The organism is Paracoccus haematequi, assembly GCF_900631945.1.
GTDB lineage: Bacteria > Pseudomonadota > Alphaproteobacteria > Rhodobacterales > Rhodobacteraceae > Paracoccus > Paracoccus haematequi_A.
In genome coordinates, this window is sequence record NZ_UZWE01000025.1 from 83,833 (window position 1) to 103,258 (window position 19,426).

18 protein-coding genes are annotated in these 19,426 nt (G+C 68.4%); 3 read left to right on the plus strand and 15 right to left on the minus strand.

The genetic code is table 11. The features are described from left to right. Positions 1 to 38 precede the first annotated feature (38 nt). The 8 genes from ugpB to PARHAE_RS06855 all read right to left on the minus strand — a co-directional run bounded on the left by ugpB (position 39) and on the right by PARHAE_RS06855 (position 9,839). Positions 39 to 1,358, minus strand: a complete 1,320-nt coding sequence (gene ugpB / locus PARHAE_RS06820) for a sn-glycerol-3-phosphate ABC transporter substrate-binding protein UgpB (protein ID WP_126153862.1) — start codon at positions 1,356 to 1,358, stop codon at positions 39 to 41. Between the two features lie 165 nt (positions 1,359 to 1,523). Further along, positions 1,524 to 2,507 (minus strand): DUF808 domain-containing protein, encoded by a 984-nt coding sequence (locus PARHAE_RS06825; protein WP_126153863.1) that lies wholly within the window; start codon positions 2,505 to 2,507, stop codon positions 1,524 to 1,526. 77 nt (positions 2,508 to 2,584) lie between these two features. Beyond that, complete coding sequence (locus PARHAE_RS06830) at positions 2,585 to 3,547, minus strand: Bug family tripartite tricarboxylate transporter substrate binding protein (protein ID WP_126153864.1); 963 nt, start codon at positions 3,545 to 3,547, stop codon at positions 2,585 to 2,587. A gap of 19 nt (positions 3,548 to 3,566) precedes the next feature. Continuing rightward, the gene (locus tag PARHAE_RS06835) at positions 3,567 to 5,075 is read right to left on the minus strand and encodes a tripartite tricarboxylate transporter permease (RefSeq protein ID WP_126153865.1); all 1,509 of its coding nucleotides are present in this window, start codon (positions 5,073 to 5,075) and stop codon (positions 3,567 to 3,569) included. A gap of 10 nt (positions 5,076 to 5,085) precedes the next feature. After that, on the minus strand, positions 5,086 to 5,550 hold the full coding sequence (locus PARHAE_RS06840) for a tripartite tricarboxylate transporter TctB family protein (RefSeq protein ID WP_126153866.1): 465 nt from the start codon (positions 5,548 to 5,550) through the stop codon (positions 5,086 to 5,088). Positions 5,551 to 5,606: 56 nt separating this feature from the next. Further along, complete coding sequence (locus tag PARHAE_RS06845; RefSeq protein WP_126153867.1) at positions 5,607 to 6,581, minus strand: tripartite tricarboxylate transporter substrate-binding protein; 975 nt, start codon at positions 6,579 to 6,581, stop codon at positions 5,607 to 5,609. 92 nt (positions 6,582 to 6,673) lie between these two features. Next, complete coding sequence (locus PARHAE_RS06850) at positions 6,674 to 8,617, minus strand: MacB family efflux pump subunit (protein ID WP_126153868.1); 1,944 nt, start codon at positions 8,615 to 8,617, stop codon at positions 6,674 to 6,676. 4 nt (positions 8,618 to 8,621) lie between these two features. Next, positions 8,622 to 9,839: an efflux RND transporter periplasmic adaptor subunit gene (locus PARHAE_RS06855; RefSeq protein ID WP_126153869.1), complete on the minus strand. Its 1,218-nt coding sequence runs from the start codon at positions 9,837 to 9,839 to the stop codon at positions 8,622 to 8,624. Positions 9,840 to 10,040: 201 nt separating this feature from the next. Between PARHAE_RS06855 and PARHAE_RS06860 the strand changes: the two genes are divergently transcribed. From PARHAE_RS06860 to PARHAE_RS06870, 3 genes are all read left to right on the plus strand, one after another. Continuing rightward, on the plus strand, positions 10,041 to 10,760 hold the full coding sequence (locus PARHAE_RS06860; protein WP_126153870.1) for a response regulator transcription factor: 720 nt from the start codon (positions 10,041 to 10,043) through the stop codon (positions 10,758 to 10,760). Next, the gene (locus tag PARHAE_RS06865) at positions 10,757 to 12,004 is read left to right on the plus strand and encodes an ATP-binding protein (RefSeq protein WP_126153871.1); all 1,248 of its coding nucleotides are present in this window, start codon (positions 10,757 to 10,759) and stop codon (positions 12,002 to 12,004) included. Before PARHAE_RS06860 ends, PARHAE_RS06865 begins: the two co-directional genes overlap by 4 nt. Positions 12,005 to 12,300: 296 nt before the next feature. Continuing rightward, positions 12,301 to 13,386, plus strand: a complete 1,086-nt coding sequence (locus PARHAE_RS06870; protein WP_126153872.1) for a DUF475 domain-containing protein — start codon at positions 12,301 to 12,303, stop codon at positions 13,384 to 13,386. Positions 13,387 to 13,645: 259 nt separating this feature from the next. Here PARHAE_RS06870 and PARHAE_RS06875 read toward each other — a convergent pair whose 3' ends face one another. The 7 genes from PARHAE_RS06875 to PARHAE_RS06905 are packed head-to-tail and all read right to left on the minus strand — an operon-like array spanning position 13,646 to position 19,378. After that, positions 13,646 to 14,185 carry an SRPBCC family protein gene (locus PARHAE_RS06875; protein WP_126153873.1) on the minus strand — a complete coding sequence of 180 codons (540 nt, stop codon included), beginning with the start codon at positions 14,183 to 14,185 and terminating at the stop codon, positions 13,646 to 13,648. Further along, positions 14,182 to 15,120, minus strand: coding sequence for a vWA domain-containing protein (locus PARHAE_RS06880; protein WP_241232702.1), 939 nt, complete (start codon positions 15,118 to 15,120; stop codon positions 14,182 to 14,184). The genes PARHAE_RS06875 and PARHAE_RS06880 overlap by 4 nt, the downstream gene beginning before the upstream one ends. Next, positions 15,117 to 15,668, minus strand: a complete 552-nt coding sequence (locus tag PARHAE_RS06885; protein WP_126153874.1) for a hypothetical protein — start codon at positions 15,666 to 15,668, stop codon at positions 15,117 to 15,119. The genes PARHAE_RS06880 and PARHAE_RS06885 overlap by 4 nt, the downstream gene beginning before the upstream one ends. Next, positions 15,665 to 16,678: a vWA domain-containing protein gene (locus tag PARHAE_RS06890; RefSeq protein ID WP_126153875.1), complete on the minus strand. Its 1,014-nt coding sequence runs from the start codon at positions 16,676 to 16,678 to the stop codon at positions 15,665 to 15,667. Before PARHAE_RS06890 ends, PARHAE_RS06885 begins: the two co-directional genes overlap by 4 nt. Next, on the minus strand, positions 16,675 to 17,493 hold the full coding sequence (locus tag PARHAE_RS06895) for a nonribosomal peptide synthetase MxaA (RefSeq protein ID WP_126153876.1): 819 nt from the start codon (positions 17,491 to 17,493) through the stop codon (positions 16,675 to 16,677). Before PARHAE_RS06895 ends, PARHAE_RS06890 begins: the two co-directional genes overlap by 4 nt. After that, positions 17,490 to 18,353, minus strand: a complete 864-nt coding sequence (locus PARHAE_RS06900) for a DUF58 domain-containing protein (protein ID WP_126153877.1) — start codon at positions 18,351 to 18,353, stop codon at positions 17,490 to 17,492. Before PARHAE_RS06900 ends, PARHAE_RS06895 begins: the two co-directional genes overlap by 4 nt. Further along, complete coding sequence (locus tag PARHAE_RS06905; protein ID WP_126153878.1) at positions 18,350 to 19,378, minus strand: AAA family ATPase; 1,029 nt, start codon at positions 19,376 to 19,378, stop codon at positions 18,350 to 18,352. The genes PARHAE_RS06900 and PARHAE_RS06905 overlap by 4 nt, the downstream gene beginning before the upstream one ends. Between the last annotated feature and the right edge of the window lie 48 nt (positions 19,379 to 19,426).

Consider the following 19,426-nt stretch of genomic DNA (forward strand, 5'->3'; position numbering starts at 1 on the left):
GGGGGTGGCGGGGCCGCGATGCGCGGCCCCAAGCCTGATCACTGGTTCTGGGCTTCGAACTCGGCCAGCAGCGCATTGCCGCGTTCGACCACCGAATCCAGTGCGCCCTGGGCGTCCTTGGACCCGGACAGAAGCTGCTCGAATTCCTCGTCGATGATGCCGCGGATCTGGACATAGTTGCCGAAGCGCAGGCCCTTGGAATTCTCGGTCGGCGGGTTCAGCGTGATCTGCTTGATGCTGATCTCGGTGCCGGGGTTCTGCTCGTAGAAGCCCTGTTCCTTGCTCAGGTCATAGGCCGCCTGCGTGATGGGCAGATAGCCGGTGAATTGGTGCCAGTCGGCCTGCACCTCGGGGCTGGACAGGTATTCGAAGAACTTCGCCACGCCCGCATATTCCTCGTCCGGCCGCCCCGACAGCACCCACAAGGATGCGCCGCCGATGATGGAATTCTGCGGCGCGCCCTCGACATCGTCGTAATAGGGCAGCATCCCGTAACCCACCTCGAAATCCTTGGCATTGGCCACGATCCCGGCGCGACCGCCCGAGCTTTCCATGTAGATCGCGCATTCCTGCGAATAGAACAGCGGGGCGGCGTTGTCGCCCGCGACCGGCCCGCCGTATTTGTACAGCCCCTCGTCGGCCCACCGCTTGAGGTTTTCCCAGTGCTTGACCTGCACCGGCCCGTTATAGGACAGCCGCGCCGCCAGCCCGCCAAAGCCGTTTTCCAGCGTGCCGATGGGCTGGTTGTGCCAGGCGCTGAAATTCTCGGTCTGGATCCAACTGACCCAACGCGAACTCAGCCCGCAGTTTGCCGCGCCCGATTCCTTGATCTTCTTCGAGAATTCCTCGAACTCGGCCCAAGTTTTGGGCGGCGTGTCACGGTCCAGCCCGGCCTTTTCGAAGACATCCTTGTTGTAATACAGGATCGGGGTCGAACTGTTGAAGGGCAGGGACAGCATGTTCCCGTCCGTATCGCTGTAATAGCCGACCACGGCGGGCAGGTAGGCGGCCGGATCGAAGGCCACGTCGTTGTCGGCCATCAACTGGTGGACCGGGACGATGGCGCCCTTGGCGGCCATCATGGTGCCGGTGCCGACCTCGAACACCTGGACGATGGCGGGCTGCTGCTGCGCGCGGAAGGCGGCGATCGCGGCGGTCATCGTTTCGGGATAGGTGCCCTTGTAAGAGGGCACGATCCGGTATTCGTCCTGGCTGTCGTTGAAGCCCTTGGTGATTTCTTCCAGCTTGGCGCCCAGCTCGCCGCCCATGGCGTGCCACCACTGGATTTCGGTCTGCGCCTGTGCCGCCGACAGCGACGCGATCAGCGCCACGGCGGACGCTGCGAAAAGTCGGTTCATGATTTACCTCCCTTATGGAGTTGCGGTTCGCGACGGGCCTAGCGGGCCAAGGTGACGCAAACACAACATCCGCATGACGAAATGGTGACACTCTTTGACCAATCGGTCAATCTTCCAAGATTGTTCGACACATACAGGAATATCAATCGGTTGCGGCGGGGCTGGTCACGCCCCGCGCAGCCGCGCCATCAGCGGCGCGACCGTCGCCTGCAAGACCGGGTTGATGACGCGGTGGACGATGGGGATCAGGATCATGCCCAGGACCAGCCCGAAGATGCCGTCGAAGAAGGCGGTGACGATCCAGGCGACAAGGCCGGGCGCCTGGGGAACGGCATGGGCCGCGGCCTCGGCCCGGTGGTGGATCCAGTCATAGGCAGAGGCCCAGCCCAGTTCGGCAAAGCCGTGCAGCACGATCTGGCCGCCGACCCAGATCATCGCGGCGGTGCCGACGATGGTCAGCGCCTTCATGAAGCCGGGCATGACCTTGACGATGCCGCGCCCGATGGCCGAGGACAGGCCGTTCCGGCGCATCGCGAGGTGGACCCCCACATCGTCGGCCTTCACGATCAGCGCCACGAAGCCATAGACGGCTGCGGTGATGCCGACCGCCACCACCGCCAGGATGATCGCCTTCATCCAGATCGAGTCGCCGACCGGGATGGTCGCCAGCGCGATGGTCATGATTTCCGCCGACAGGATGAAGTCGGTCTTGATCGCGCCCGCGACCCGCGCCTCCTCCAACGCCGCCCCGTCCGAGTCGGGATGGATGTGTTCCGCGCTGTCATGCGTGTCGCCATAGCCAAGCGCATGGGCGATCTTCTCGGCCCCCTCATAGCACAGATAAGCGCCGCCCAGCATCAGCAGGGGGGAAATCGCCCAGGGCGCAAAGGCCGACAGCAGCAGCGCCACCGGCAGCAGGATGGCCAGCTTGTTGAACAGCGACCCGCGCGCGATCTTCCAGACGATGGGGATCTCGCGGCTGGCGTCGAACCCGTGGACATATTTCGGCGTCACTGCCGCGTCGTCGATCACCGCCCCCGCCGCCTTGGCCCCGGCCTTGGCCGCCTGTCCCGCCACATCGTCGATGGACGCCGCCGCGACCTTGGAAATCGACGCCACATCGTCCAGAAGTGCCAGAAGTCCGCTCATCCATTCCTCATCGGCTGTCTTCGGCGCGATCCTTGGCGCAGATCACGCCGAAAGCAACCCTTGCGAGGCGGGTTTGTTCAATCCAGGCTGACGTTCGCATCCCGGACCACGGGTTCCCATTTCGCCATCTCGGCCTTCACATGCTCGGCCAGTTCCTCGGGGCCCGAGGCGACGATGGTGGCCGAGAATTCGGCCATGCGAGCGGCGACCGCCGGGTCGGCCATGGTCGCCTGCGCCGCCGCCGACAGGGCCTCGATGGCCTCGGGCGGGGTGCCTGCGGGGGCGAACAGCGCGTTCCAGGTATAGGTCTCGTATCCCGGCAGGGTTTCCGCGATGGTCGGCACGTCGGGGAAGCTGGGCGCGCGTTCCGCCGTGGTCACGCCAAGCGCGCGCAGCTTGCCGCTGCTGATGTGGCCGGACGCCGAGGGCAGGTTGTCGAAGATGATCGGCACCTGGTTGCCCAGCACGTCGGTCAGCGCCGGGCCGGATCCCTTGTAGGGGATGTGGTCGATCTGGATCCCCGCCATCGACTTGAACAATTCGCCCGACAGGTGCAGCGGCGTGCCGTTGCCCGACGACGCATAGGCCAGCGGTTCCTGTTTCGCCAGGTCGATCAGCTCCTGCACCGTGTTTACCGGCAATTCCGGGTTCACCGCCAGCACGTTCGGCACCAGGACCAGCAGCGACACAGGCGCGAAATCCGCCACCGGGTCATAGGGTTTCTGCTTCAGGATCAGGGGGTTCAGCGCGTGCGTCGCGACGGTGCCCATCAGGATCGTATAGCCGTCCGCGTCGGCTTGGGCGACCTGGCCCGCGCCAAGGCTGCCGCCCGCGCCGCCGACATTCTGGACGACGATCTGCTGGCCCAGTTCCTGGCCCATGCGTTCGGCGACGATGCGGCCCACCACGTCGGTGGATCCTCCGGCGGCGAAGGGGATCACCAGGGTGATCTGGCGGTCGGGAAATTCTGCGGCGGCGGCGCCGGCAAGGCCAAGCGCCAGGGCCGTGCCCAGCAGGATGCGGCGGGTGATGGTCGGCATGGGTTCCTCCTTGGTTGGGTCAGGCGTCGCTTTCGGTAAACACCTCGTCGCGGCGTTTGCGGATCTGGGGCAGGAAGACCAGCACCAGGACCGCCAGCGACAGCACCAGCAGGCCCGCGCTGATCGGACGGGTCACGAAGGTGGTGGGATCGCCGCGCGACAGGATCATGGCGCGACGCAGGTTTTCCTCGAGCAGGGGACCGAGGACGAAGCCCAAAAGCAGCGGCGCAGGTTCGCAGCGCAGCTTGGACATGACGTATCCCAGCAGGCCGAAGAAGGCGACGGCGAACAGGTCGTAGGGGTTCGAGTTGACGGAATAGACCCCGATCGAACACATCGCCATGATGATCGGGAACAGCACGTAATAGGGCACGGTCAGAAGCTTCACCCAAAGCCCGATCAGGGGCAGGTTCAGCACCACCAGCATCAGGTTGCCGATCCACATCGACGCGATGATGCCCCAGAACAGCGCGGGCTGTTCGGACACCACGTTCGGCCCCGGCACGATGCCCTGGATGATCATCGCCCCGATCATCAGCGCCATCACCGGGTTCGCGGGGATGCCCAGCGTCAGCAGCGGGATGAAGCTGGTCTGCGCGCCCGCGTTGTTGGCGCTTTCGGGTCCGGCGACGCCTGCCAGGGCGCCCTTGCCGAATTCCTCGGGGTGCTTGGACAGCTTCTTCTCGACCGTATAGCTGGCGAAGGACGCCAGGATCGCGCCGCCGCCGGGCAGGATGCCCAGGACGGACCCGACCCCGGTGCCGCGCAGCACCGGGCCGATCATCTGGCGGAATTCCTCGCGCGTGGGGAACAGGCGGGTGATGTTGCGGGTCATCACCTGCCGGTCGTGTTCGTCTTCCAGGTTGCGCAGGATTTCCGCGATGCCGAAGACGCCCACGGCGACGGCCACGAAGTTCAGCCCGTCCGCGAACTGGGTCATGCCCATCGTGAAGCGCGGCGCGCCGGTATAGACGTCGGTGCCGACCATGCCCAGCAGCAGGCCCAAGACCACCATGGCCAGCGCCTTCAGCACCGATCCATGAGCCAGCGCCACCGACATCACCAGGCCCATGACCATCAGGCTGAAATATTCCGCCGCGCCGAATTTCAGCGCGATGGCGGTCAGCGGCGGGGCGAAGATCGCCACCAGGAAGGTCGCCACGCTGCCCGCGAAGAACGACCCCAGGGCGGCGGTGGCAAGCGCCGTGCCCGCGCGCCCCTGCCGCGCCATCTGGTATCCGTCGATGGCCGTCACGGCGGACGAGCTTTCGCCCGGCATGTTGATCAGGATCGCCGTGGTCGACCCGCCATATTGCGCGCCGTAATAGATGCCCGCCAGCATGATCAGCGACGACACGGGTTCCAGCTGGAAGGTGATCGGCAGCAGCATGGCGATGGTCGCGGTGGCGCCGATGCCCGGCAGCACGCCGATCAGCGTGCCCAGCAGCACCCCGATCAGGCAGAACAGCAGGTTTTCCAGCGACGAGGCGACGCTGAAGCCAAGCGCAAGATTGGAAAGCAGGTCCATGCGCGTCCCCTCAGACCGGCAGCCAGGGACCGAATCGCCGGAACGGCAGGCCCAGGCCATAGGAGAAGATCAGCGTCGACATGATGGTGACGATGATTGCCAGGATCAGCGCCGCCAGGGGCCGCATCCGCATCGAAGCCTGGCTGGCGATCAGCGTTGTGATGAACAGGGCGGGCACGAAGCCCAGGCCGCGCACCGTCAGGCCGAAGAAGATCGGCGCGGGCAGGATGAACAGGATGCCGCGCCAGGCGATGCGCCCAAAGGACTCGTCATCCGGGCGCCCGAACGCCTTGACCAGGATGATCGCGCCCAGCAGGAACAGCAGGCCCGACAGGACGATAGGGAAATAGCCCGGTCCCATGCGGGTCGAGGTTCCCATCTCCAACCCCAGCGATTGCCAGGCGAAGAAGGCGGCGATGGCCATGAACAACAGGCCAGCGGCAATGTCGGTGCCGTCTTTCGGTTTCGTGGACATGATACCCCCGCGTGCCGGAAAAAACCCGCCGCCTCGATGGGCGGCGGGGACTTGGGTCAGTCGGCGTAGACGCCGGCGGCCTCGATCACCGGCTTCCAGCGGGCGATCTCGGATTCCAGCTTGGCCTTCAGCGCCTCGGGCGTGGCGTCGGCGGCGGATGACGGGGCGGTGCCCAGATCGGCCATGGCCTTGGCCACGCCGTCGTCGGCCAACGCCTTTTGCAGCGACTCCGACAGGCGCTGATTGATCTCGGGCGCGGTGCCCTTGGGGGTATAGATGCCATGCCAGATGCCGAACTGCATCGCCTCCAGCCCGGATTCGGCGGCGGTGGGCAGGTCAGGGAACAGATCCAGCCTTTCGGGCGTGGTCACGGCATAGGCCTTGATGGTGCCCGCCTTGATCTGCTGGGTGGTGTTGGTGGTCTGGTCGCACATGATGTCGACCTGCCCGCCCAGCAGGTCGGTCATCGCCGGGCCGGTGCCCTTATACGGCACCGTCACCAGCGGCGCTTCCAAAGCCTGCATCAGCAGCATCCCGCACAGATGGCTGGCCGCGCCGATGCCCGCATTCGCCAGGGTCAGGGAATCGGCGTTCGCCTTGACATAGTCGATGAAGGCCAGGAAATCGGCCGGTTCGAAATCGGCCCGCGCGGTGACGACCATCGGCACCTCGGTGACAAGGCCGACATAGTCGAAGGCGTTCAGCGTGTCATAGGGCAGGTTGCGATACAGCGTGGCCGAGGTCGCCATGCCGATGTGATGCAGCAGCACCGTATACCCGTCGGCCTCGGCCTTGGCGACCTGGGCCGCGCCCAGCGTGCCGCCCGCGCCGCCCACGTTCTGGATCACGATCTGCTGTCCCAGGTCGTCGGACATGCGTTCCGCCACGAGGCGCGCCACGGTGTCGGTCGGGCCGCCTGCGGAAAACGGCACCACCATGGTGATCTGGCGTTCGGGATAGCCCTGGGCAAAGGCGGGCGCGGTCAGGATCGTGGCGGCGAAAAGCGCGCCGATCAGTTTCGAAGCGGTCATGTGTCCTCCCAGACTGGCCGGCGGCGCGGTTGACGCCGCCGTCATGCTGGCGACAGCTTGCGCCAGCATTCGGACAAGGCACAATCTTTTTTTTAGCCTTTGGAAAGCGCCGCGACCGGGTCCATCCGCGCGGCGCTGCGGGCGGGCAGAAAGCCGAAGGTGATGCCGATCAGGGTCGAGCTGATCAGCGCCGCGATCATCGCGTTCGGCGACTGGATCATGGTGAAGCTGGTGCTGAAGCGGTCGAAGACCAGCCCGAATCCAAGCGCCGCCGCGATGCCCAGGATGCCGCCGATCATGCAGACCAGCACGGCCTCGATCAGGAACTGTTGCAGGATGTCGCTGCGCCGCGCGCCGACCGCCATGCGCAGGCCGATCTCGGACACCCTTTCGGTGACCGAGACCAGCATGATGTTCATCACCCCGATCCCCCCGACCACCAGCGAGATGACGGCGATGGCCGCGATCAGCAGGGTCAGCGCGCCGGTGGTGCTGGTGATGGTCTGGCGGATCTGGTCGGTGTTGACGATGAAGAAGTCCTGCGTCCCGTGCCGCTGGGTCAGGAACGCGGTCACTGCCGATTGCGCCGCGCCCATGTCGGCATCATCGGCGATCCGCAGCGTCAGGCTGGACAGGGTGCTGGTCCCCAGATAACGCGCCTGCACCGTGGTATAGGGGGCGTAAAGCCGCAGGCTCTGGCTGCCGCCCGGCCCGCGCGAGGCGATCTCGGCCACGCCGACCACCTGCAACAGCCCGTTGCCCGCGTGGATCACCTGGCCCACGCCGCCGTCCGCGCGGTCCGGGAACAGGCTGTCGCGGGTGTTGGTGTCGATCACCACCTCTTGCGCCATGCGGTCGACGGCCGCCTGGCCGAAGCTGCGCCCGGCGACAATGGCCGATCCGGTGACGGCGAAGTAATCCGCGCCGACGCCGCTGATCTGGGCGCTGGCCTCGGTCCCGCCGAAGCGGATGGTGGCGGTGGTCGCGGTGCCGGGGGTCGCTGCGGCGACGAAGGACAGGCGGCCCAGGGCCTCGGCATCCGCCGCGACCAGGGTCTTGATCCGCCCCGACCGCATGTCGCCGAAGTCGCGGCCCGGAAACACCTCCAGCGTGTTGGTCCCAAGCGACGAGATATTGGCCAGCACCTGCTGGCGCGACCCTTCGCCAAGCGCCACCACCGACACGACCGAGGCGATGCCGATGATGATCCCCAGCATGGTCAGGAAACTGCGCAGCTTGTGCGCGCGCATCGACACCAAGGCCATCCGCAGCGCCTCGCGGAAGGCCGAGCCGGGCAGGGCGGATGCGCCCCTGGCCGATCTGTCGCGGACGGCAGCCGGGGTTTCAGGGCGGTTCTGGCGGTCGGCGATGATGCGGCCGTCGCTGATCTCGATCACGCGGCGGGCGCGGGCTGCGACCTTGGGGTCATGGGTGACGATGATGATCGTGCGCCCGTCGGCGTTCAGTTCTTCCAGGATCGACAGCACTTCCTCGCCGCTGCGGCTGTCCAGGGCGCCGGTCGGCTCGTCCGCCAGGATGACGCTGGCGTCGTTCATCAGCGCGCGGGCGATGGACACGCGCTGCTGCTGGCCGCCCGACAGGGCCGCCGGACGATGGTCCAGCCGCGCGCCCATGCCCAGCCGGTCCAGCAGCCCGGCGGCCCGCGCCCGGCGGAGCGATGCGCTCTCGCCCCGATAGACGGCCGGGATTTCCACATTGCCAAGCGCGGTCAGTTCCGGCAGCAGGTGATACCGCTGGAAGATGAAGCCGAAGCGTTCGCGCCGCAGCGCCGCCAGTTCGGCATTGTCCAGCCCGCCGGTATCCTGGCCCGCGAACAGATACCGGCCGGTGCTGGGCCGGTCCAGGCAGCCCAGGATGTTCATCAGCGTCGTCTTGCCCGACCCCGACGCGCCCATGATCGCCACGAATTCGCCGGGCCGGATGGTCAGGTCCACGTCGCGCAGGACGCTCAGCCGCTCCTCGCCCTGGGGATAGCTGCGTCCGATGCCCGTCAGCTGGATGATCGGCCCGTCCACCGGATCAGCCCCGCATCCCGCGCGGCATCCCGCCCAGCGGGTTGCGGGCGGGAGAGCCGCCGTCAGCGCCGCCGGTGCCTGTCACGATCTTCTCGCCCTCGGCCAGGCCCTCGGTGATCTCGGCCATCACCTTGTCGTTCAGGCCGACGCTGACCACGCGTTCGGACAGCGTGCCGTCGCTGCCCTGGACCTGAAGCCGATAGCGCCCGTCCGGGCCGGGCGATCCAAGCGCCATAGACGGCACCGTCAGCACGTCCTGCGCGCTGCCCAGCACGATATGGACCTGCGCGGTCATATAGGTGCGCAGGGTGCCGTCCGGGTTCGGCACGGTGAAGCGGCCGTTGTAATAGATCGCCTCGGACGTGGCGCTGCTGCCGGTTGCGGCGCTGCCGGCGATGCTGGAATCGTTGACGATCGATTCGGGGGCGGGGGCCAGGGCTTCCAGCACGGCGTCATAGCGGCGTTCGGGCGCGCCCAGGATGGTGAACCAGACCGGCTGTCCGGGCCGCACCTGGCCGATATCGGCCTCGGAGATCTCGGCAAAGACCTCCATCTGCGTCAGATCGCCCAGCACGACGATGGTGGGCGCGGATTGGGCGGCATTGACGGTCTGGCCCTGCTGCGCGGTGATCGCCAGCACGGTGCCGTCGCTGGGCGCGGTGATGCGGGTATAGTCCAGGTTCGCCTGCGCCGTCTCGATGGCGACCTGGGCCTGGGCGATCTGGGCGTCCAGCGCCTCGATCTGGGCCTTGGACACCGCGACATCCGACACGGCCGTGTCGTATTCGGCCTGCAAGGACAGGTTGCTGCGCTGCAATTTCGCCAGCCGGTCCAGCGTGCGTTCGGCCAGATCCAGCGTCGATTCCCGCTCGACCCGCTGGGCGCGGGCGACGGCCAGGTCGGATTGCGCGGATTTCAGCGCGTTCTGCTGGTTGACCGAGTCGATCTGGGCGATCAGGTCGCCCTTTTTCACGGCCTGGCCCAGTTCCACGGCGATGCGGGTGATCCGGCCCGACGCCTGCGCGCCCACCGCGACCAGGTTCCGGGGCTTGAGGGTGCCCTGCGCCAGCACCGTCACCTGGATGTCGCCGCGTTCGACGGGGGTGGTCAGCACGGTCGCGCCGCTGTCGCCGGACTGGCCGATGCCCACCGCCGCCGCCCCGGCGGCAAGCGCCGCGCAGATCGCCAGTGCCAGCACCCCGTGGCGAAACCGAACCCGCATCTGCCCTCCCTTTTCGGAAAACCGTTCCTCGACCCATAGATAGCGTCGGGGGCGGCAGATCCAATCCCGCCCGCGCGGCTGGCCGGGACAGATTTGTAAACCAATGTTGCGGCGGCGGCGCGGGAAACGTTCGGTTGCAAAATTCCCGCCCTCTCGGCGCGCCGGGCGCTATAGTCCCGGTCGAACGCGATCAGGATCATCATGACCGGCAGCCCGCGCATCCTTGTCGTCGACGACGACGCCGAAATCCGCAGCCTGCTGGCCCGCTATCTGGGCGGGCAGGGGTTTCGCGTCGCCACCGCGCAGGACCGGCGCGAATGTCTGGCCTCTGTGGCCGACGCGCGGCCCGACCTGATCGTGCTGGACGTGATGCTGCCCGACGGCACCGGGCTGGAGATCTGCCGCAGCCTTCAGGACCGGCGGCCGCGCATCCCGGTGATCCTGCTGACCGCGCTGAAAGAGGACGTTGACCGCATCGTCGGTCTGGAGATCGGCGCCGACGATTACCTGGGCAAGCCCTTCAACCCCCGCGAACTGACCGCCCGGATCCGCGCCGTCCTGCGCCGCAGCGGACCCGAGGATGCCCCGCCTCCCGCCCGCCGCTATCGCTTCGCGGGTTTCCAGGCGGTCCCTGACCAGCGGCGCGTGGTGGCGGATGGCGTGGACATCGACCTGACCGGGGCCGAATTCGACCTGCTGATGGCCTTCCTGGAACGGCCGGGGCGGGTGCTGTCGCGCGACCTGCTGCTGGAACTAACCCAAGGGCGCGACCGCGACCCGCTGGACCGTTCCATCGACGTGCTGATAAGCCGCCTTCGCCGCAAGCTGGCCGCCGACAGCCTGCCCGCGATCTTCAAGACGGTGCGCAACGGCGGCTATCAACTGGCGGTGCCGGTGCAGGCGGACGCGGCGGATCCATGACCTCGCTTCGCAACCGGATCGCGGGCTTCATGATCCTGGCCATCGCCACGGTGATCGTGCTGGCAAGCCTGGTGGCCATGCAGATGATGCAGCGGCCGCTGCCGGAAACGGCGATCATCCCCGTGGCGCGCCAGATCGCCTGGAACGTCCGTTTCGCCCAGGCCGATCCGCAGGCGGCGGCGGATGCCGGGATCGCCTTCGCCGACGCCCCCGCCGCCGGGCTGCCGCAGGACCGTTCGACCCAACGCTGGTCGCGCGTGCTGGCGCGCCAGGGAATGGATCTGCCGCTGGCGGTGAGTGCCGATCCGGCGGGGACGACGCTGCGCATCTCGGTCGATCTGGGCGACCGCTGGGCGGTGCTGCCCCTGCCCGACCTGAGGCCGCCGCGCGGGGGGTGGCGGATCTTCGGGGCCTGGATGGCGCTGATCGTGGCGGGGGCGACCGTGGTGTCGCTGATCGCCGCCACGCGCATCACCGGGCCGCTGCGGATCCTGGAAAGCGCCGTGGACCGGATCGGCCGCGACGGCGTGCTGGTGCCGATCCCGGAAACCGGGCTGCCCGAGACCCAGGCCACAGCGCGGGCGCTGAACCACCTGTCGGCGCGCCTGAAATCGGCGATGGAAAGCCGGATGCGCCTAGTCGCGGCGGCGGGCCACGACCTGCGTACGCCCATGACCCGGATGCGCCTGCGCGCCGAATTCGTCGAGGACGACGAAGAGCGGGGGAAATGGCTGGCCGACCTGGCCGAGCTTGACGCCATCGCCGACAGCGCCATCCGGCTGGTGCGCGACCAGGTGGCGCAGGGCGACACGCAGGATCTGCGGCTGGACCGGCTGGTGGCGGACGTGGCGCAGGAACTGGACGCCCAGGGCTATGCCGTGGCGGTGGGGCCGCTGGCGCCGCTGACCGTCGCGGCCGATCCGCTGTCGCTGAAACGCGCCGTGCGCAACCTGCTGATCAACGCCGCGACCCATGGCAAGGCGGCGCGCGTCGCCCTGTCCCGCAACGCGGACCGCGCCGCCCTGCTGATCGAGGACGAAGGCCCCGGCATCCCCGAGCCGCTGATGGAGCGCGCCTTCGAGCCGTTCTTCCGCGTCGACGAGGCCCGCCGCAAGGCCCTGCCCGGCGCGGGCCTGGGCATGGCCATCGCCCGCCAGATCATCGAGCAGTCGGGCGGGCAGGTGCTGCTGGAGAACCTGCGCCCCCACGGGCTGCGGCAGCGGGTGGTGCTGCCGCTGCGGTGATCGTCAGCCACGATGCCAAGCGGACAGGCCGCGCCGTGGAAGGCGCGGGCTGCCAATGGAGACAGATTCCCGACCGCCACCCCTGCCGGGCGGCAATGACGCAATCCGGGCCTATTGCCATGCACGATTTTGCGCCGGCCGGTCACATTTCTGTTGGCGAAACCACCCCAGCTATTGCATAGACGCGGCATTCGCGGATTCGCGGATGCAGATTGGGTGACCGGGCCCCTCTGGCGGATGTGGCGGCACATCCGTGATGTCGGCACTGTTTCGAAACAGCCGCCTGGATTCTTTGCATGGAAAACGGACTGCCTTCCGATGGCGCGCACGCAGGCGCCCGGCCGATCCTTCACTATTTCACCTGGGCCTTCATCGTCACCGTCGTCGGCCTGGCCTTGGGCGCCTATCTGGGCTGGCAGATGACCGGCACGGTCGGCGGCACGCTGACGATCTTCTTCATCTGCACGGTGCTAGCCGTGCTGGAAATCTCGCTGTCCTTCGACAACGCCATCGTCAACGCCAACAAGCTGAAGGAAATGACGCCGGTCTGGCAGCGCCGCTTCCTGACCTGGGGGATCCTGATCGCCGTCTTCGGGATGCGGATCGTATTCCCGCTGCTGATCGTGGTGATCGCCGCCAAGATCGGCCCGTGGGAGGCCGTGGTCCTGGCCGCCGCCCAGCCCGAGGAATACGCCCGCATCATGCATGATGCGCACCTGCCCATCGCGGCCTTCGGCGGCACCTTCCTGATGATGGTCGGCCTGTCCTTCTTCTTCGACCATGAAAAGGACGTGCATTGGGTCCGCTGGCTGGAATCCAAGATGCAGAAATACGCGACCATCCGCGGCATCGAGGTCGCCCTGGTGCTGTCGCTGATCCTGATCTTCTCGCGCTTCCTGGATCCTGCCGAATCCGAGGTGTTCTTCAAGTCCGCGATCTGGGGCCTGCTGACCTTCCTGCTGGTCGAGGTTCTGGGCGGGCTGCTGGACAGCACACAGGAAACGCTGGTCGCGGGCGCCAAGGGCGGCCTGGGCGCCTTCCTGTATCTGGAGGTGCTGGATGCGTCCTTCAGCTTTGACGGCGTGATCGGGGCCTTCGCGCTGACGCAGAACCTGTTCATCATCGCCATCGGCCTGGGCATCGGCGCGATGTATGTGCGGTCGATGACCATCATGCTGGTGGAAAAGGGGACGCTGGCGCAATACCGCTATCTGGAACACGGCGCCTTCTACGCCATCATCGCGCTGTCGGTGATCATGTTCCTGCAATCCTTCGTCCACATCCCCGAGGTCATCACCGGCCTGGGCGGCGCGGCGCTGATCGGCGTGTCGCTGTGGTCCTCGATCCGGTGGAACAGAAGATCCGCCGAGGCAGGCGAGTAAAAGGAAACCTGCCGTCGAGCGATCTGGCACATTCCGTCTTGCAGGACATGTGCATCCGGGCCTGCCAGCGTCGCCGCTGGCAGGCTTTTCTATGCTGCAACAGCAAGACAGGCTGCGGTCTTCATCCCGGCGCCCACCGATTTGGGGATATACACGGATGAGCTCGCCCGCCGATGACCTCATCCGAGTGTCCAGCATTCTCGATCAGGCAAGCATCAGGAGCGGCACCGATACGCGACAGCTTCCGGGCCAGCGTCCGTCAGCTTGGACCGCCGTGATCTGCTGCATCTTTCAGACCTGACAAACCATTGTCGATCAGGGCCTTCATCGCCGTGACGGCCGCCTCGTCGCTGAACTGTTCGGCGGGTTCGTTGGTGGTGTCGGCGCGGAAGAAGCTGGCTTTCCAGGTTACGTCCGACCCTTCGGCGGCGGGGGCGACCGTGATGCTGTTGGTATAGTAGCTGACGGGAAAGACCTCGATATCCGGCTCGCTCAGCCGCCAGCGGATTTCCAGCGTATCGTCGTCGATACGGTCGATGCCGTCGGTCACCGTGCCGCCCGAGGTGAATTCGACCGTCCGTCTGGCGCCCTTGCCCTCGCCCTCCATGGCGACCGAGGCCACATCGGGGTGCCAGTCGGCGATGCTGGCGGGGTCGCGCAGGATTTTCCACACAGCCTCGGGCGGGGTAGCCAGGGTGATCTTTTGTTCGGCCTGCTGGGGCGTCGGGCCGTGCGCCCAGGCGGGCAGGGCAAGCGAGGCTGTCAGCGCGGCGGCGGCGACGAATTTTCCAAATGTCATGTGATGTCCTGTCGGGTCAGGGAAACGCGCCTGCCGCCAATGACCCAAAGTGTCAGCAGCAGGACCAGGGCCGCCGCCGCAAGGGGCGGCGACAGGCTGCGGGTCGCCGGGACGGTCTTGCCCGGCGCATGGACGGCAAGCGCGCGGTCGATCGCCGCCGGGCCGTCCGACAGGCGCAGGAAGCCAAGGCCGCGTTCTGCGGCAAGGTCCGCCAGATACTCGGCGCGCAGGGCCGACAGATGTTCGCTGCCGTCCAGGTCAGACTCGCCATAGGGGTTGTTGCGCGGGTGCCAGCCGGGGCGTTGGGCCGCGTCGGGCGGCGGCGCGCCCAGCCGTGCCGGGGCGTGCTGCACGTCGCCGGGTTCATAGAAACCGGCCTCGCGGCCCAGATCGTCGAATTTCGGGATCGGCGCGGGCTGATCGCCGCCCACGCCCAGAATCAGCCCGCCGGGACTGTCGCCTGCAAATCGGGCCGCGCCGGAATAGGGCAGGGGCGGGGCCTCTTGCCCATCGGTCACGAAGATCAGGGGAACGCCCAACCCCCCGGCGCGGCGCAGCGCGTGGTCCAGGCCCTTCTGGATCATGCTGTCGCCTTCCCAGGCCATTCGCCAGTCCAGTCCATCCATCGCGCCCTTGATGGATGCGAAGTCGGCGCAGATCTCGACCGGCTCGAACAGGGTCAGGCTGCGGCGTTCGGTGAAGAGCGCAAGGCCGATGCGGCTGCCGCAGGGGCGGGTCGCGATCCAGTCGGTCAGCGCGCGGCGCGCGTAGTCCAGCCGCGAGCCGCCCTCCATGTCGCGGGTGTTCATCGACCGGGTGATGTCCACCACCACCAGCGCATCGGTCAGCCGCTGCGGGCGCGTCAGGCCGGGGCCGATCATCGCCATTCCGGCCAGGATGGCGGCGATGGCGGGCAGGATCACGCGCACCCTCATGGCGCCCCCCGAGGCAGGCCGGGCAGATCGGTCCACAGCCTGCGGGGCTGCGCCAGCGGATCGCTTTCGCCGTCGGCCAGCGGCCGGGGCAGGTCGCGCACCAGGCGCATGGCAAGATCGAGGTTCACCTTGCCGTCCCGAAACCCAGGCACGGCGCGCAGCGCGTCCCGATAGGCGGTCTTGGCAAGCGAGATCTCGGTTTCGGCATTCTCGAAATTGCCCGCTTCGATCTGTTGGAAACCGGCGCGCATCCGGGCGTTGCCGATGGCATAGCTGGCCTCGGACAGCAGTTCGGGCGGGGCGCCGACCAGCAGCGGCAGCCGATCCTGCGCCTCGGGCAGGCGGTCGCGCCAGGCCAGGAACAGGATCCGGGCATGGGTGGCGCGCGGATCGGCGCTTGCGGCCGGAATGGCGTCGCGGCCCGCCGCCAGGTCGCGGATCGCGGCATTGTCGCGGGCGTCCTGCCAGACGGCGCGGCCAAACCAGGCGGTCGCCGCGAGGGACGCGGCAAGACACAGCAGCAGCGCCATGAAGGCCAGCCGTCTCATGGCTGGCGCACCAGCGGGGCGGGGCGGCGGGGCGCGAAGGGCCGCTCCAACGCGCGGGCGGCGGTCAGCAGCGCGGCGGCAAGCGCGGCGGCCAGGAAGCACAGCCAAGCCAGATCGCGGCGGGGCAAGCTGCGTTCGGTCAGGATCGGCCTGGATTCCAGGGTGCCGATCTCGGCGACGGCCTGGGCCACGGCCTCGGGGCTTTCCGCCTCGAAGGCGCGATAGGTGATGCCAAGCCGCTGCAACAGCAGGTGCAGGTGGCGTTCGGGCCGGGTCTGGGGGCTGTCCGCCTCGCCCGGCGCGCCGGGGTCGAAAATGCTGCGCGCGCCCTCGGTCCGCAGATACAGCCAATAGAGGTTGACCTGCTGTTCCAGGGCCAGTTCGCGGACCAGATCCTGCACCTCGGGCGCGATGACGGCGGCGCCGTCCGACACCAGCACCACCGCCCGCGATCCCATGGCCGACGCGTCTCGGGTCATCTGCATCGCCAGGGCCAGCCCGCGCCCCACATCGGTCTGCGACAGGCCGCGTTCGCTCTGCGCGGTGATGGCCGCGGCGATGGCGCTGCGGCTGGTGGTCATCGGCAGCACCTGCAACGGCGCCGTGGAAAAGGCTGCGATGCCGATGCGGTCGTCGGGGCGGCCCGCGATGAAGTCTTGCAGGATGCGGCGGGCGGCGGCGGCCTTGCTTTCGTCGGTCCCGTCGGGCGCGCGGCCCGCGAAGGTGTCGTCCATGCTGGAGGAGCGGTCGATCAGCAGAACAAGGTTGGTGCCCATGCCGCGATAGGGCAGGGATCCGCCCCGCAGATACGGACCGGCCAGGCCCATGATCAGCGCCGCGAGCGCGATCACGCCCGCCGCCGTCAGCCCGCGATCTACGGCGCGGGACACCCCTTCGGCCGGACGCAGATCCAGCCGGGGCACGGACGAGGATCGCAGCCATCGCGTCAGCAGCGGCAGGCCCGCAAGCGGCAGCGCCCACAAGGCGAAGGGTGCGGTAAAGCCGATCATCGCCGCCCTCGTTCGATCCGCGCCAGGTCGCGGGCCAGGGCCTGGGCCTCGGCCGTGTCGGGGTGCGCGTGCTGGCCGAAGAAGGCGGCGTCCGAGGCGGCGAAGAAGGCGGCCAGCCGGTCGGCCAGCGGGCGGAACTCGGGCCGGGCGGCCAGGAACTGCGGCAGGTCCGCGCCGATCAGGACGCGGCCGAACGCGGCGTCCAGGGCGCGGTGCAGCAACCGGCGGTCGGGCAGGCGGGCCATTGCGCGCGCCGCACGGGTGAAGGGGCGCGCGGGCCGGGCGCGGAACGGTCCCCAGGCCTGGTGCCAGGCCAGGCCCAGCCCCGACAGGATCAGCGCCGCCAGCGACAGGCCCAGGCCCGCGCGGGCGGGCATCGGGTCGATCAGCCGGAAACGCGGATCGGGCTGCAACTGATCGGCGGTCGAGGGCGCGGTCAGCGGCCGGAGGGGCGAGGTGACGAAGCCGAAACCCGGCAGTTCCGCCACGGTGCCGTCCGACAGGCGGATGGGCTGGGCGGGAACCTCGCGCCAACTCGGCTCCAGTGCGGAATAGAAGTTCTGCCAGCGCAGGGTCAGATGCAGGCCGGTGTCGGCCTGTTCGGCTTCGACCGCGCGCAGGTCCAGCCAGTAATCCACCGCCCGAGGGCGCGGCAGGCTGGCGGGATCGACGGTCACGCCCGGCGGCAGGGCGATGGTGACGCGCTGCACCAGTTCGTCGCCCAGCCACCAGCCATAGCCATGCGGATTGTCCGCCGTGACGACCGGCTGCGCCAGGGCGGGCAGGGGCAGCAGCGCAAGCGCCAGCCATTTCATAGCGGCGCCTCGTCCAGGGTGGCGATCAGGTCGCCGATGTCGATGCTGTCGCGGATCTCGACGGGACGCAGGCCTTGGCCCGCAAAGACCGCCCGCAGGGACTGCCGGTGGCGCAGGCTGGCCTGAGCCTGGCGGGCGGCCCATCTGCCCGAGGTCAGCAGCGTGCGGCGGCGGCCGGTTTCGGGATCGCGGATCTCGGCCAGGCCGAAATCGCCGGGCGGTTCCTCAAGCCCGCTGTCGCGCAGCCAGATCGGCAGAACCGGACGGGGGGACAGCGCTTCCAGCAGCAGGGCCAGTTCGGGCGCCGAGATGTCGAAATCCGAAATCACCGCGACCAGGACGCGCCGCCGGGGCAGCGAGGATGCGGCGGCGATCAGCCCGCCGACGCCCGACCCCGTGGGGATCAGCGCCGCGATCAGATCGCGCGCCTGTTGCCCGATACCTGCCCGCCGAGATGGGGGCAGCGCGGCCAGGATCTCGTTGCCGCCGACCGCCTGGACCGCCGCCCGGTCGCCGCCGCGCCGGGCGGCCTGGGCCAGCCCGCCCGCCATCAGCGCGGCCAGCCCCTGCCGGTCGGATAAGGCCCCCGCCCCCAGCGAGGCCGAGGCATCCACCAGCACATGCAGCGTGATGTCGGCGGGCCGTTCGAAACGGCGCACGAAGAAACCGCCCATCGGATCGGTCAGCGACCGGCGCAGATCCAGCCGCCGTGCGTCGGGATAGGCCAATAGCGGCGCAAGATCGGCGAACGCGCCGCCCGCGCCGCGCATTCGGCCGCGATGGGCGCCCTGGCGCAGGCCGGGCTGCGGCTGCGCCATCCGCCAGGCGAGGGCGTCGAACAGATGCAGGTCCGCCGTCATTCCGCAGGCACCGGGATCGTGTCGAAGGCTGCGCGGATCAGGGCGGGCACCAGGATTTCGCGCCGTGCCTCGTAGGCGGGTCCAAGAAAGGTGCGATGGGCCATCACCGGGGCAAAGACCTCGCGCACGTCCTGGGGCAGCACCGCGTCGCGGCCATCGGCCCAGGCGGCGGCGCGGGCGACACGCACCAGGGCCTGCATCCCGCGCGGGCTGACGCCGCCCTGCACCAGCCGGGCCATGTCCGCGTCCTGAACGGAAAGCCCCGCCCGGACCGGATCGCGCAGGGCGTCGCACAGGTCGAAGACATAGCGCTGCAAGGCCGGGCTGGCATGGACGCCCGCCTGGATCTGCGCGGCCAGCCGGTTCAGCCCGTGATAAGGCAGCACGCCGGCGGACAGGCCGCCGATCAGCGCGTCGGTGTCGTGGAAACGGGTGTCGAAGGCCAGGGCGATCCGGTCGTCGCGGGCCGTCGGCACCGTCACCGGGATTTCCATCGCGAAGCGGTCGCGGGCGGCGGCGGGCAGTTCGAACGTCTCGTCGCGCTCGATCTGGTTGCGGTCGGCGAAGACCTGAAGATGCGGAAAGCGGTATTCGCGGCGAAAGGCGGTCAGGCTGCGTTCGGCCATCAGCCGCAGCAGCATGGCGTGAACCTGCGGGCGGGCGCGGTTGATCTCGTTGAAGAAGAAGATCGACAGATCCTCGCCCTGCGACAGCGCCGGGCCGGGTTCGATCCGCGGCTTTCCGTCGTCGTCCAGATGCGCGTCATAGATCAGGTCCGTGGGCAGCAGATCCACCGTGCCCTCGACCCGCGCATAGGGGCCGCCGATGGCGCGGGCGACCGCGCGCAGCAGCGTCGTCTTGCCGGTGCCCACGTCGCCCGCCAGCAGCACATGGCCGCGCGCCAGAACCGACAGCAGGATTAGCCGGATGGCCCGCGACTGGCCCAGGACGACGGAATTGAGTTGCGCCTCGGCGTCGCGCAGGCGGGACAGCCAGTCGGCCGGGGCAGGGGCATCTTGCAGCATGGATCACCGTGGAAAAGCGGATGTGCCGCGCCGGGACGTGACATTTGG